Below are 13951 nucleotides of genomic sequence, written 5' to 3'. Positions count from 1 at the left end.
CACTTCAATAGGAAAAGCCGAACTAATATTTTACATTTCTTCGACAATAATATTGTGGTTGGTAAAGACGCAGATATCGGCCGCGATGTTCAAGGCACTTTCCGCAATTTCTTTAGCAGTCATTTCTTGATTGTGCTTCTTCATTGCTCGAGAAGCTGCCAAAGCATAATTCCCACCTGAGCCGATTGCTAAAATACCATCGTCTGGTGCAATGACTTCACCATTTCCAGAAACAAGTAGCATTTCTTCTTCATTCATAACGATGAGCAAAGCTTCTAGATTTTTCATCGCTTGCTGGGTACGCCATTCCTGTGCCAACTCAACCGCTGCCCGTTGTAGATTGCCGTTATATTCGTTCAGCTTGCCTTCAAATTTTTCTTCCAAGGTAAAAGCATCCGCAACACTTCCAGCAAACCCAACGACAACTTTGCCATTATAAATGCGACGAACTTTGCGAGCGGTTCCTTTCATAATGACTTGTTCGCCCATGGTTACTTGACCGTCACCAGCCATTGCTAATTTTCCGTCTTTTTCGATCGCACAGATCGTTGTTGAATGAAATTGTGATTCAGACATATGATTCGCTCCTTTTTCATTTTAAAGAATTTATTTTTCCAAATTCAGGAAAAATAAGTTTGATTCTCAAGCCGTATATCATTCCACTAGATACTTTCATAGTTATCTAGCCCTTCTTTACGTCTTATTATTTTACTAGTACAAAACTGCGAAGAGTGGAACTGACATCCTTTTTCATTTTAAAGAATTTATTTTTCTAAGTTCCGAAAAATAAGTTTGATTTTCAAGCTGATCTAGCATCCTATTTGTCCGCTTGATTTTAGCTCTTATCCTTTTAAGCTCGTGGATGAAACGAGCGATAACTTTTTTGTAAGCTTTCTTTGGTTACATGGGTATAGATTTGTGTTGTTGACAGGTTCGCATGCCCCAACAGTTCTTGAACTGTTCGCAAGTCTGCGCCATTGTTCAACAAATGAGTCGCAAAGGTATGTCGCAACATATGGGGATGAATATCACTATTGAGACTGCTCTTTTTGATGATCTGATTTAAAACGTATTCAATCCCGGTGGCAGTAATCTGATCCCCTCGATGATTAATGAACAGAAAATCATGCTCCTTACCAAAATGATCCATCAAATATTTACGGCCATCATGAACAAACTCTTGGATGGCATCCGCCGCATAAGACCCTAATGGAACGTAGCGATCCTTGTTGCCTTTTCCGTGAATCAATAACACGCTATTATCAAAATCGATCACCGACAAGGTAAGATTGGCACACTCGCTGACCCGCAGACCGGATCCGTAAAGCACCTCTAACAGTGCACGATTCCGTTTATCCAGCGGCTTGTCCCCTTCAACACTGTCAAACAGGATTTCGATTTCTTTTTCATAAAAGAACCGCGGCAAACGTGCTTGCTTTTTTTTGAGATGGACATAGGAAAAAGGATTTTCCTTTATTTGTTTATGTTTCAAAAGGTATTGATAAAAAGATCGGAGACTGGCGATCTTACGGCTGATCGTATTGCGACTGTACTTTTGATCATTCAAAAAGGCTAGATAGACACGAACATCTAAATGATCCACTGCCAATAAAGACGCCTCACCGGAATTTTCTAAGAAACGACAAAAATCATTTAAGTCTCGTTGATACGCTTCTTTGGTTTTTTCTGAATAGCCTCGCTCAGTCATTAAATAACTGATAAATTCATTTATTGCTGCATCATTCGTCAACGTTCTGCTCACCTCACAAACATATCACAAATGTAGCATAAGAGCTTTTTAATTACAATTGAATTGTCAGAATTTATTGACTTTTCACGAATATACTAACAATTGTTTACAGAAATTTCATAATTACTGTAAAACAGTACAGGATTACCCATATTTTTGTTTAAATAATAAAAGTCCTGTTGTGTACACAACAGGACTTTTTTCTATTTATTCATTTCTGCTAAACTATTTAGCGCACGTTCGGCTAATGTTTCGTAGCGTAATTTTTTATCACGAATCCGTTCCGGCAAACTTGGGAACAGCCCAAAATTAGCATTCATAGGTTGGAAATGTTTGCCTTCAGCATGAGTGATGTAATAGGCCATTGAACCAATCGCCGTTTCTCGTGGAAATTCGATCAGTTCTTCGTCTTTTGCTAAACGAGCGGCATTCAGGCCAGCAACCAAACCGCTGCCGGCGCTTTCGACATAACCTTCCACTCCGGTCATTTGTCCGGCGAAGAATAAGTCTTCACGCTGCTTGCTTTGGTAAGTCGGTCGTAACAATTCCGGTGAATTCATAAAACTATTACGGTGCATCACACCATAGCGTAGGAACTCAGCCTTTTCTAAGCCAGGAATCATTTGAAAGACCCGCTTTTGTTCGCCCCATTTTAAATGAGTTTGGAAGCCGACGATGTTGTACATCGAAGCCGCCGCATTGTCTTGGCGCAATTGAATCACTGCGTACGGACGTTTGCCAGTCTTAGGATCTTCTAAGCCAACTGGTTTCATTGGACCAAACAGCATCGTTTTAACGCCCCGCTTTGCTAACACTTCAATTGGCATACAGCCTTCAAAGAATTTCTCTTTTTCAAATTCTTTTTGTGGAGCCACTTCTGCTTCAATCAAGGCATTGTAAAAACGCATAAATTCTTCTTCCGTCATGGGACAGTTTAAATAAGCAGCCTCACCTTTATCGTAACGTGATTTTAAATAGACCTTTTCGCGATCAATCGTGGAGCTATCAATGATTGGTGCCGCGGCATCGTAAAAATAAAAGCCATGTGATCCGTTGAAGCTTGCGATCTCTTTAGCTAAAGGTTCTGAGGTCAAAGGACCAGTCGCAATAATCGTGATCCCTTCAGGTATCTCTGTAACTTCTTCAGCAATCACCGTCACTAGCGGATGTTCTTTTACTTTTTTCGTAATTAAAGCAGAAAAATTATCGCGATCGACCGCTAGCGCACCGCCAGCTGGTACAGCCGTCTCATCGGCCGATGCAATCACTACTGAATTTAAGCGGCGCATTTCTTCTTTCAAGACACCCACCGCATTGGTTAGCCCGTTGCCTCGTAATGAATTACTACAAACCAATTCCGCAAAATCGGCGGTATGATGTGCCGGTGTTGTTTTCACCGGACGCATTTCAAATAAATTCACAGGGACGCCAGCCTCCGCCAGCTGCCAAGCGGCTTCGCTGCCAGCCAAGCCTGCCCCAATCACATTCACTGTTTTGACCATTTATTCCTCACTTAAACTTTTTTATTTTTGGACAACTTCTTCGTAATCACCATTGATACAGACGACTTGCTTGCCGCCTTTGACTTTCTTCTCAACTAAGTAGCCGTCACATTTTGGACAGTTCCGGCCAACTGGTTTATCCCAAGACGTAAAATCACAGTCTGGGTAACGAGAACAACCATAGAATAAACGATTCTTTTTCGATTTCCGTTCAACAACTTGACCTTGATGACAAACCGGACATTCTACACCGATTTCTTTAATGATCGGTTTCGTATTGCGACAATCTGGAAAATTACTACATGCGTAGAACTTACCATAACGACCTAATTTAATCACCATTGGATGACCACAAACATCACAATCAAAGCCAGCTGGTTCATCTTTGATTTGGATTTTTTCAATGCCTTCTTCGGCTTTTTCTAATTCCACCGCGAAAGGCTGGTAAAAGCGATCGACAACTTTAGTCCATTCCTCTTTACCGTCTTCTACCTTATCCAAATCATTTTCCATTTCCGCTGTAAAGTTGACGTCGACAATTTGCGGGAAGAAATCAACGATCAAGGTATTAACAATCTCGCCTAATTCCGTCGGCTCAAATCGTCTTTGAGTTAATTTTACATAATAACGACGTTGGATTGTATCCAATGTTGGTGCATAAGTAGATGGACGGCCCACGCCGTTTTCTTCTAATGTCTTAATCAACGTTGCTTCACTGAAACGCGCTGGCGGTTGTGTGAAATGTTGTTTTGGCTCGATATCTACCGATTGAACGATGTCGCCTTTTTCAACTTCTGGCAAAATATTTTCTTTGTCTTCTTTGCCATCATCGCGGCCTTCAATGTAGACTTGCATGAACCCTTTGAATTTGATTTTTGAACCATTGGCAATAAAGATTACGCCATTTTGTTCTAAAGTCACTTTCATCGTATCCAGGATCGCAGCAGTCATTTGACTGGCAACAAAACGTGACCAGATCAAAGTATAAAGTTTTAATTGATCCTTGTCTAAATACTGCTTCATTACTTCAGGGGTCCGCTGAACACTGGTTGGTCGGATTGCTTCATGGGCATCCTGAGACCCTTGTGGATTTTTCACTTTACGAGCATGGTGTTGCGAATATTCTTCGCCGTAAGTCTTTTCGATGAATTCAGCCGCTTCTGTTTTGGCAGTATCAGAGATCCGGGTCGAATCGGTACGCATATACGTAATCAAGCCGACGGTTCCTTGTTTGCCAAGGGCGATTCCTTCGTATAGTTGTTGAGCTACCATCATAGTTTTCCGGGTTCGGAAATTCAGCTTACGAGCCGATTCCTGTTGCATATTACTAGTGGTAAAAGGCAATGCTGGATTGCGTTTGCGTTCCTTTTTCTCAACTTTGGTAACTTCATAATCCTTGCCGTCGATTCGAGAAGTCACTTCTTTGACCGCTTCCGCGTTAGGCAATTTTTTCTTCTTGCCGTCTACGCCCCAGAAATTCGCTTTGAATTTTTTCGTTTTCTTTTTGAAGTTTCCATCAATGCTCCAGTATTCTTCTGGAATGAAATCACGGATTTCTTGTTCGCGATCAATGATCATTTTTAACGCGATCGATTGAACCCGACCTGCACTCAAGCCTTTTTTAACTTTTTTCCAAAGAATCGGTGAAATTGAATAGCCTACCAACCGGTCTAATGCGCGGCGCGCTTGTTGGGCATCAACCAATGAAACATCAATACTGCGGGGTTCTTTAAAAGCTGCCTTGACTGCATCTTTCGTGATCTCATTGAAGACGACCCGATTTTTATCTGCTAAATCAAGTCCTAACAAATAAGCTAAATGCCAAGCAATGGCTTCCCCTTCTCTATCCGGGTCACTTGCGAGATAAACTTTTTGCGCTTTTTTAGCAGCTTGCTTCAAACTTTTAATGACATCGCCCTTACCGCGAATTGAAATATAATGGGGTTCATAGTTGTTTTCAACGTCGATTCCCATTTTACTTTTTGGTAAGTCGCGAACGTGTCCAACACTCGCCACCACTTTGTAATTTCTTCCTAAATATTTTTCAATGGTCTTTGCTTTTGCTGGTGATTCTACAATTACTAGGTATTTATAGGCCAAATGTTTTGCCTCCTTATTTTTTTCTTCTATTATATATCGGCAACTACTGACAAATCGTAGCCTATAATACGCTATTCATTTTTTATTTGTCAAGTCAGGTCTAATGAAATTTTTTCAATAGATCGTAGGAATCAAAAATATCCTGTGTTTTTTCAACACAAATCGCACCATCTTGAATCAGTTGATGACAGCCACTGGAATGACCATCCAGGATCGATCCCGGTACGACAAAAACCTCCTTGCCATAGTCCAAGGCTTGCTGCGCGGTAATCAATGAGCCACTGCGTTTTTTGGCCTCTAAGACTAATACGCCACTGCTTAAACCCGCGATGATCCGATTGCGCATCGGAAAATGGAATTTTGCAGGTGTGGTGCCGTTGGGGTACTCACTTAAAACCAAATGGTGCTGACTCAACTCGATTTGTAAATTCCCACTAGATTTAGGATAACAGATATCTAAACCGGTTCCAACAACTCCGACGGTTTTTCCTTGATTACTGATCGCAAATTGATGGGCGAAGCTATCGATTCCTTTAGCTAACCCGCTAACAATTACAAAACCGCGCTTCGTGAGATCCGGCATTAACGCTTGTAAAACCTGATACCCATAATTCGTCGCTTCTCGGGCTCCAACCACCGCCAACATTTCACGTTTTAATAAGTTTAAATTTCCTTTATAAAATAAAACCAAAGGCGGTGTGGGAACATAACGCAGCGCTTCTGGATAATCCGCGTCTTCAATTGTAATAAAATCATGCGTGTGGATAATCTCCTGAAGTCGGTCTTCGCTCCAGTCATTCCAATCATTAGGTTTTGTTGAATGGGAAAGCAAGCGAAGCTCTAAGCTTTCAAACTGCCACCGTTGATTTCGTTTGGCAAATTGATAGATTCGTTGCTTGCCAACCACCCCGATGCCCTTCGTCAGACTCAAACGCAATAAAAATTTATTTTTCAAAAAAATCCCTCTTTCCAGTTCTTTATAAAAAAGATACTGAAAAAAGAAGGATCTTATTTTTTATTTATTTTTGATCGGGGCAAAGGTTTTACGATGAATCGGTAAAATCCCTTGTTCTTCGATCGCCTGTAAATGCTCCTTCGTACCATAGCCCGCATTTTTGGCAAAGCCATAAGCAGGATATTGTTCGCCGTAATCAGCCATCCATTCATCCCGATAGACTTTTGCAATGATACTAGCAGCGGCGATAGAGACCGAACGTGCATCGCCTTTAATGATTTTTTCTTGTGGCAGTCCATTTTCTAAAACCATCGCGTCGATCAATAAACAATCTGGTGCAATTGCTAAATGATCGATCGCCCGCTGCATCGCCACTTTAGTCGCTTGATAAATATTTAACTGATCGATCTCTTCGGCGGTCGCTTCACCGATTCCGATTGCTCGGGCATTTTTCTTGATCTCCTTAACTAATTCTTCCCGCTTATGAGCAGAAAGCTGTTTAGAATCGTTTAACCCTAAAATCGTATGGTCCTCATTCAAAATGACCGCAGCGGCGACTACCGGTCCGGCCAAAGGTCCTCGACCCACTTCATCGATTCCACAAATTGCTTGAAAGCCTTGCGCTTTTTTCGCTACTTCAAAGACTGACATCGCTTGGTATTTTTCGACTAAGGCTTGCTGTTTATCCTGCTGTCTTTGCCATTGCAAAAGCGCCTGTTGCACACCTTTTCGCGAATCTTCTCGAAAATTAGCTAGTCGAAGATCATCTGCTGAGGTGATTTCTTTTAATTGTTCTTTGATTGCGCTGATTGATAATTTTTCCATTACTCATTCAGCTCCTCAAAACGATCTAAGGTAAAGCGGCCCAGTCTGCCTTGACGTAATTCGAGAATCAACATCTCACTAGCCCGTTCATAATCGTCTTTGAACCCGCGTTTTTCCGTGATCACCATTAATAACTCCGGCAATTCTAAAAATAACTCGTCATCCGTTAATTTATAACGTTCCTTCAATTGCTCTGGATAAAAACGTGAAAAGAAACTTAATTGATACAATGCCAAGTCATCTAAATGCAACAGATCATCTTTAATCGCGCCAGTCAGCGCTAGTTTTTTGCCAACTTCTGGGTCTTCAAACTTTGGCCATAAAATCCCTGGGGTGTCTAGAAGCTCCAACTGTGAACCAAAGCGCAGCCATTGCTGCCCTTTAGTCACCCCGGGCCGATTACCGGTGCTGGCAACCTTTTTACCAGCTAGATGATTTAACAGCGTTGATTTTCCGACATTGGGAATCCCTAAAACCATTGCTCGGATCGCTCGCGGCTTCAATCCTCGTTCTTTATCACGCGCGATTTTCTCCGCCAAAACTTTTTTACTGGCAGGAACAATTTGTTTTACGCTCTTACCTTCTTTAGCTGCCAATGCTAATACCGCATGACCTTGTTCTCTGAAATAATTCACCCACAAATTTGTTTGAATCGGATCGGCTAAATCCGCCTTGTTCAACAAAATCAATCGCGGCTTTTGCTGTACGATTTGATCCAGCATCGGGTTCCGTGAAGATAGCGGCAACCGCGCGTCGATTAATTCAAAAACGATATCGACAAATTTTAATTTTTCAGAGACTTCACGTCTCGCTTTCGCCATGTGGCCGGGAAACCATTGAATAGTCATATGTAGGCAACTCCTCTCATTTAATCTCGCATCTTTGGCATTTTAACACGAATAATCACAATTTAAAACGTGTTCTTTTTAGTTTTTAGCTTTATGTAATATATTTGCGGTGCTGTATAATAAAATAAAAACTGGATATAAACTAACTAAGTAGGAGAAAAAATGGAAAAGAAATATAGGTTTGAAGCTGAAATTATGCCTTCGGAAATCGGTAAAGGCGGTGCTTACATCATATTCCCATACGATATAAGAGAAGAATTCGGTGTTGGACGAGTGAAGGTTCAAGCTACGTTTGATGGCATTGTTTATGAAGGTAGCATTGTGAATATGGGAATTAAAGATCAGGCTGGAAATACTTGTTATATTCTAGGCATTCGAAAAGCTATCCGTCAAAAAATTAACAAAACCTTCGGCGATAAAGTGACCGTAACCGTTGAACGTAGGAGCGAATAATCGAAACGCCACACTGCACGTTTTGAAATACTTTTCTTAAATCAACTACAATAAATGTTTACTTTCGTTTAAAGGCGACTAGAAATAAAAAAGGATGGGGTGTTCTCCACCGCATCCTTTTTTGCATCCTCATTTAATTAATCATTTTAATATGTGTTAACGGAAAATACACCGCTCGTGCTTTTCCTAAAATATCTTTGCTGGCGACAGTCCCAAAAGAGCGACTATCTTTCGAGATCCTTCGGTTGTCCCCTAACACAAAATAATCATTTTTCGGCAGGCGTTCCTCACCAATCAATTCTTGCAGTTGGAAGTCTGTGGTATAGGGTGAGACTTGGTGATCATGGCTGCGATTATTGGTTAAAAAGGGTTCTGCGACTTTTTTATTATTGATATACAGCTGATCCTTTTCATAGCGGATTTGATCGCCTGGTAACCCAATGACTCGTTTGATATAAATCGTTCCATCGGGTTGTTGAAACACAATCACATCAAAACGTTTGATTTTACTGAACTTTTCCATCAGAACCATGTCTTTTTGTTGCAATGTCTGATCCATTGAATTGCCAGTCACCGGCACAGGGATCAATAAGAACCCGCGAATGATGACCCCGACAAAAAGAGAGATCAGCAAATATTTCAGACCTAAAAAAAAGTGGTTTTTTGTTAAAATATTTTTCACGCTGTCCCTCCTTTGTACATCAAAAACAACAGAGAAATCTCTGTTGTTTATTTTTTCAATGTTTCGATTGCTTTGGTGTAGGCCGCATCATTGGCTTTAACTAAACGGAAGAGTTTTTCTTGTAAAACGTCAACCGTTTTATCATCTAAAGCGCCAGTTGCAGGTAGATTATTCTCGTTTTGAATCTTCGTGACCGCATCGCGGGTTGCTTCGTTAAAGACAGAACCGTCCGTCGGATAACCTAATGCTTTTAAGATTGTATTGATATTTTTAATGGGGTCGCCAGAATCTCCGATGCGCCAGTTAGATTGCTTCGAAATTGGCGGCAGCTTGCCATATTCAGGATAATCAGCTTCAATCGTCGGTGTTACCCCTTTGCCTTCAACTGATTTGCCATCAGGCATAAACCACTTCATAACCGTCAGCTGAACATAATTGTCTTTTCCGATTGAATGAACACTTTGAACTGTTCCCTTACCAAAGGTATGAACGCCTATGATTGGGTAGTTTTTATTCTTTACAGCCGCAGCTAACAATTCAGAACCAAAAGAACTTTCTTGATCAACTAAAAAGACCGTTGATTCCTTCACTTTAAAACCTTGATCAATCTTTTTCCCGGCTTTATCAATCGATATGACTTTGTCATTGTTTGAAAACTGTGCGATCGTATCCCCATTTTGTAAAAAGTAACTCGCGACTCTCTCCGCCTCGGCTAATACTCCGCCAGCGTTTTGCCGTAAATCAATCACAAATGATTTCGCACCTTGTTTTCTTAGCTCCTCAATAATCGTTCGAAATTCTAACGCTGTCGTCTCCCGGAAATTATCAATCTGGATTGAGCCAATCGTCGGATTTTTCTCGTCGATTGTTCCTTTCACCGTATCCTCAGGCACGACGTCTCGTTCTAAGCCCACCTCAAATTTGTCTGTTCCACGCTGAATCAACAATTTTACTTGAGTGCCTTTTTCTCCTCGAATCAAACTCGCAACTTGATCCAATGATTTGTCTTTCGTAGATTTGCCGTCAACTTCTAAAATAATGTCCTTAGCTTTCAATTTAGCTTTTTCAGCAGGCGAATTTTTCAAAGGTACTTGATCAATGATCGGCAGTCGATTTTTTAGTTCTAAATTAGCTCCGATTCCTTCAAAGGTTCCAGCCACTTCGGCATTTAACTCTTTTGTTTCTTTTGCCGTTAAAAATTTAGAATCAGGATCGTCTAAGGAATCAGTCATCCCTTTTAATGCCCCTTGGATCAATTCTTCTTGGCTTACTTTGTCCACATAATTCGTGCCGATCAAATCATATAGATCTTGAACTTCATCCAAATCACTTCTTGTTATTTTAACAACTGATTCATTATTTAACGCTTGCTTTTGCTCAACAAAGTGAGTGACGACTGCGGTGATGATCGCAGTCGCTGCAATCGCGATAAAAAAAATAGATAGTGGCAACGTTCTTTTCTGCAAGGCGCATTTTCCTTTCACCCTTTTTTTCATGATAGCACGCTATAAAAAAAAGGAAAAGCCCTCAGTAACTTTTCCTTATTAATTACTTGTTGTTTTCTACATACTTTTCCCAGACTTGATCAAATAGATCCATTGAGTCTAAATAATTTACATTCAATTCCAAATAATCAGCGACCTCGTGATAATCCTCTGAGTGTTTTGGAAACATGATATCTCTGCTAACATCATTGGCAAAAACCTCCACTGGATCATGTAAATTATGACCTCGTTGAGTCAAAATATAATGATAAAAACTTCTTCTCACTGCTATTCACCTTGATGACTCTCGACTTTCCACTCTTAAAAAACTAGTCATCAGCTTTCTTTTCTTTTGGCAAGTATAAACTAAATTGAATGTCATCACCCACCAGATCAATATGATTGGCCTTAATAAACATTCCGTTATTTAATTTGAACTCGTTTAATTTCAAGACGATTGTTTGCTCTTTTGAATCAATTTCTACCCATTTAGGGACTTTATAGCCTCGTTTAATGGCGGCCATTACTTGACTCACTGGTAAATTCAACGAGCCGATTGATAAATCCCGGGCTTTTAGCTGAACATTGCCATTATCCATAACATATGGATCAAAGTAAAGATAAAAATCGACTTTCGCTCCTAATATTTTGAATTCGCCCTTCAGCATTGCTTGATTTTCTAAGTAAAACTCATATTTTACATCCGAGCCCTTTTGTAGATCATTCAAAAAATATTCCATGACGGTATTTAATTTCTTTTTATTCGTATTCATCGTCAAAACTGGCGAACCTTTCGGCACCGTCGTTTCACTGCTAGGGGGAAGGTTGGTTTCTCGAGCAGTAAAGACCCGGACTGTGGTAAAAATCAGCCCACCTAATAGAATACCGATCAATACGAGAAAGGCGATCTTCCAGCCGTTGATCTTTTCTTTGGCAGTAGAGCGCTTCTCTGGTTGCTTTTCTTCTTTATTTTCTTCCATTAATTGTTCTCCTTTAGTAACCATAAATCTTTCGTGTCTACGATTTTTTCACGGATCGCAGTCGCCATCAACTGATAGCCCAAGTTGTTAGGATGGAAATTGTCTTCATCGTATAAGACGTTGTTCTTCACTTCAGAACTGGAGCTGTCGGTAGTTTCAGTGGTTTCACTGCTTTTCTCTGTGGCAATGCCTTTATAGAGCAAATCATTTACTGGCACAAAGAAGCTGTTTGAATTTTTCTTTGTGATACTTTCCGTCTCCTTGTTCCAATTATCAACCACTGTCTGCATCGCCTTAATATCCGGAAAGTTTAAATAGTAAGGATTATAAATACCTACCACATAAATCGGCGCCTTTGGATTCAGTTCACGCATCTCTGTTAAGATATCTTCGACGTATTCCCCATATTTTTTTATTGGACGATCAAATTGCTTGGCGTTTTTAGCGGTGAGATTTTTTTGAAAGGCCTGGAACAGATCATTTCCACCAACCGTCATCGTGATGAGATCAGCACTTGCTAAACTGTTTCGCAAGTCAGAATCCTTTTTTACTCGCTTTAAAATTTGATCGCTGCGCTCACCTGAAACACCATAATTATCTTTTTCCACCGAAGACAGTTCATAGTTTTGCTGGAGCGAATCCGCCACCAGAGGCACATAGCCGCCGCGTTTCGTTTCGTCTCCGACGCCTTCTGTTAATGAATCCCCAACCGCGACTAAATGAACAGACTGTTTATAATTTTGACTTTCGTCACGGCTGACGCGGATTCGTGATTCCGCCTTAGGAATGGTCAAAAAGAGCAGGAGCAAAGTAACTATTGCTGCTGCAAATGGAATTAATATTGTCGTAAATCGTTTCATTTATCTGCTCCTTTTAAAAAAAACGCCTCTATCGCTAGAGGCAGGTACAACTAATCAGTATAGTACATAATCGCAAACGCCCCTGGTCCGGTATGGGTTGCAACGATCGGATTGGTATGCAAAACAGGGATATGCATATCTGGGAACATTTCTTGTAACGCTTGCTTAGCTTCATCGACAAAGTCTAATTTGCCAGCATAAGAAATCCCGATCTGCTTAACATTAACTTTGCTTAATTCATCTTTAAAGGCGCCAAACCACTTACTGAAGGTTTTCTTTCCGCGACCTTTCGTAATCGGTAATAATTCGCCATCTTCAAGCTCCATTACTACACGCATATTCAATACACTTGAGATCACGCCAGCAACTCGACTGATTCGTCCGCCTTTGGCCAGATTATCAAGTGACGAGATACCAATGAATAATTTACTGTGATTTTTCACTCGTTCCACACCGGCTAAAACTTCTTCAAGCGTTGCGCCAGCTTCCGCTAATTTTGCAGCCTCAATCACTTGGAAGGCTTGTGATTGATCGATAAATCCACAATCAATGACCGTTACCTCGCTGCTGCTTAAAAAAGTTGCTTGACGAGCGGCCTCAGCTGTCCCGCTTAAAGTATGAGACATATGGATCGAAACGATCGGACTGCCATCCTTTCCAAGCTCATCATAAAGTTCAGCAAAATAGCCGATCGGCGGCTGACTTGTTTTGGGTAAATTTTTGGCCTTCGCCATCATTTCCATAAATTTTTCACCAGTCAAATCGTCATCATCAGGATAAACGACATCGTCGATCATCACTGATAACGGGATAACCGTGATATTTAATTCATCACGTACTGATTTTTCAATCGTACACGAAGAGTCTGTTACAATTTTAACATTTGGCATTCTGATCCTTCTTTCCACACCAGTTTTCAAATTAGATTCAGTATATCAAACCTGAAGAAATAAATCATGGTTCACGCTATTTTCTTTATAAATCTTGAAAGAACTGCGCGATTAAGAAGTTATTCTTTGATAGGTTTCAAAGCAATAAAGATACGGATTTTTTTCATCCTGCTGTCCTTCGACACTTTCGGTTAACTCCCATTGTTCCCACTCTACGGTTGGAAAATAGGCATCTCCTTCAAAGTCAGCATCGATGACTGTCCGATAAATTTTTTGGCAATCAGGCAGAAATTCTTGATAGATCGCTGAGCCCCCAGCAATAAAAGTAATCCCGGCATTTTTTTCAGCATAGGCCAAAACTTCCGCTGGCGAATGCATGATGATCACATTCGGTGCTTGATAGCTTTGATCACGAGTCAAAACGATCGTTTGACGATTCGGTAACGGACGCCCACCCATGCCTTCAAACGTTTTTCGTCCCATCACTAACGTGTGATTTAAGGTAGTTTCTTTAAAAAAGCGCAAATCATTTGGCAAATGCCACGGAAGCCGATTGTTCTTTCCAATCAGCCCATTTTTATCTTGTGCCCAAATCGCAACCAGCATATTGCTCCTCCTAAAT

Annotated in this window: 15 protein-coding genes; 1 reads left to right on the top strand and 14 read right to left on the bottom strand. The window is 40.7% G+C overall.

Annotation, left to right across the window (positions count from 1 at the left end; all coding sequences use genetic code 11):
* Window positions 1-30: 30 nt before the first annotated feature.
* From hslV to ylqF, 7 genes are all read right to left on the bottom strand, one after another.
* Window positions 31-576: an ATP-dependent protease subunit HslV gene (gene hslV, locus IGI54_RS04935; RefSeq protein ID WP_071861206.1), complete on the bottom strand. Its 546-nt coding sequence runs from the start codon at window positions 574-576 to the stop codon at window positions 31-33.
* 274 nt (window positions 577-850) lie between these two features.
* Entirely contained in the window at window positions 851-1750 is a 900-nt protein-coding gene (gene xerC, locus IGI54_RS04930) for a tyrosine recombinase XerC (protein WP_430621319.1), read from the bottom strand.
* A gap of 203 nt (window positions 1751-1953) precedes the next feature.
* Window positions 1954-3252 carry an FADH(2)-oxidizing methylenetetrahydrofolate--tRNA-(uracil(54)-C(5))-methyltransferase TrmFO gene (gene trmFO, locus IGI54_RS04925; protein WP_071861204.1) on the bottom strand — a complete coding sequence of 433 codons (1299 nt, stop codon included), beginning with the start codon at window positions 3250-3252 and terminating at the stop codon, window positions 1954-1956.
* 21 nt (window positions 3253-3273) lie between these two features.
* Entirely contained in the window at window positions 3274-5352 is a 2079-nt protein-coding gene (topA, locus tag IGI54_RS04920) for a type I DNA topoisomerase (protein WP_430621318.1), read from the bottom strand.
* Window positions 5353-5452: 100 nt separating this feature from the next.
* The gene (gene dprA / locus IGI54_RS04915) at window positions 5453-6307 is read right to left on the bottom strand and encodes a DNA-processing protein DprA (protein ID WP_430621317.1); all 855 of its coding nucleotides are present in this window, start codon (window positions 6305-6307) and stop codon (window positions 5453-5455) included.
* A 60-nt stretch (window positions 6308-6367) separates the two neighbouring features.
* Entirely contained in the window at window positions 6368-7132 is a 765-nt protein-coding gene (locus IGI54_RS04910) for a ribonuclease HII (protein ID WP_430621316.1), read from the bottom strand.
* A complete protein-coding gene (gene ylqF, locus IGI54_RS04905) occupies window positions 7132-7980 on the bottom strand; it encodes a ribosome biogenesis GTPase YlqF (RefSeq protein ID WP_430621315.1) in 849 nt (282 codons plus the stop codon). The genes IGI54_RS04910 and ylqF overlap by 1 nt, the downstream gene beginning before the upstream one ends.
* Window positions 7981-8142: 162 nt before the next feature.
* Here ylqF and IGI54_RS04900 point away from each other — a divergent pair, with 162 nt between their 5' ends.
* The gene (locus IGI54_RS04900; protein ID WP_430621314.1) at window positions 8143-8433 is read left to right on the top strand and encodes a DUF1905 domain-containing protein; all 291 of its coding nucleotides are present in this window, start codon (window positions 8143-8145) and stop codon (window positions 8431-8433) included.
* Window positions 8434-8566: 133 nt separating this feature from the next.
* On the opposite strand, the gene lepB is transcribed toward IGI54_RS04900, so the two are convergent.
* From lepB to IGI54_RS04865, 7 genes are all read right to left on the bottom strand, one after another.
* On the bottom strand, window positions 8567-9115 hold the full coding sequence (lepB, locus tag IGI54_RS04895; protein ID WP_216428838.1) for a signal peptidase I: 549 nt from the start codon (window positions 9113-9115) through the stop codon (window positions 8567-8569).
* A gap of 47 nt (window positions 9116-9162) precedes the next feature.
* Complete coding sequence (locus IGI54_RS04890) at window positions 9163-10611, bottom strand: S41 family peptidase (protein ID WP_430621313.1); 1449 nt, start codon at window positions 10609-10611, stop codon at window positions 9163-9165.
* A 52-nt stretch (window positions 10612-10663) separates the two neighbouring features.
* The gene (locus tag IGI54_RS04885) at window positions 10664-10885 is read right to left on the bottom strand and encodes a YozE family protein (protein ID WP_071861197.1); all 222 of its coding nucleotides are present in this window, start codon (window positions 10883-10885) and stop codon (window positions 10664-10666) included.
* Between the two features lie 43 nt (window positions 10886-10928).
* Window positions 10929-11579, bottom strand: a complete 651-nt coding sequence (locus IGI54_RS04880; protein ID WP_211272366.1) for a YpmS family protein — start codon at window positions 11577-11579, stop codon at window positions 10929-10931.
* Entirely contained in the window at window positions 11579-12439 is an 861-nt protein-coding gene (locus tag IGI54_RS04875; RefSeq protein WP_216428833.1) for an SGNH/GDSL hydrolase family protein, read from the bottom strand. The genes IGI54_RS04880 and IGI54_RS04875 overlap by 1 nt, the downstream gene beginning before the upstream one ends.
* Window positions 12440-12489: 50 nt before the next feature.
* Window positions 12490-13329: a DegV family protein gene (locus IGI54_RS04870; RefSeq protein WP_071861194.1), complete on the bottom strand. Its 840-nt coding sequence runs from the start codon at window positions 13327-13329 to the stop codon at window positions 12490-12492.
* A 111-nt stretch (window positions 13330-13440) separates the two neighbouring features.
* On the bottom strand, window positions 13441-13935 hold the full coding sequence (locus IGI54_RS04865; RefSeq protein ID WP_430621312.1) for a dihydrofolate reductase: 495 nt from the start codon (window positions 13933-13935) through the stop codon (window positions 13441-13443).
* Window positions 13936-13951 lie beyond the last annotated feature (16 nt).

Origin of the sequence: Enterococcus sp. DIV0800 (assembly GCF_050559735.1) — a bacterium.
GTDB lineage: Bacteria > Bacillota > Bacilli > Lactobacillales > Enterococcaceae > Enterococcus_A > Enterococcus_A devriesei.
Note: the sequence above shows the minus strand (reverse complement) of the source record. Positions and strands in the feature narration are given on the sequence as shown.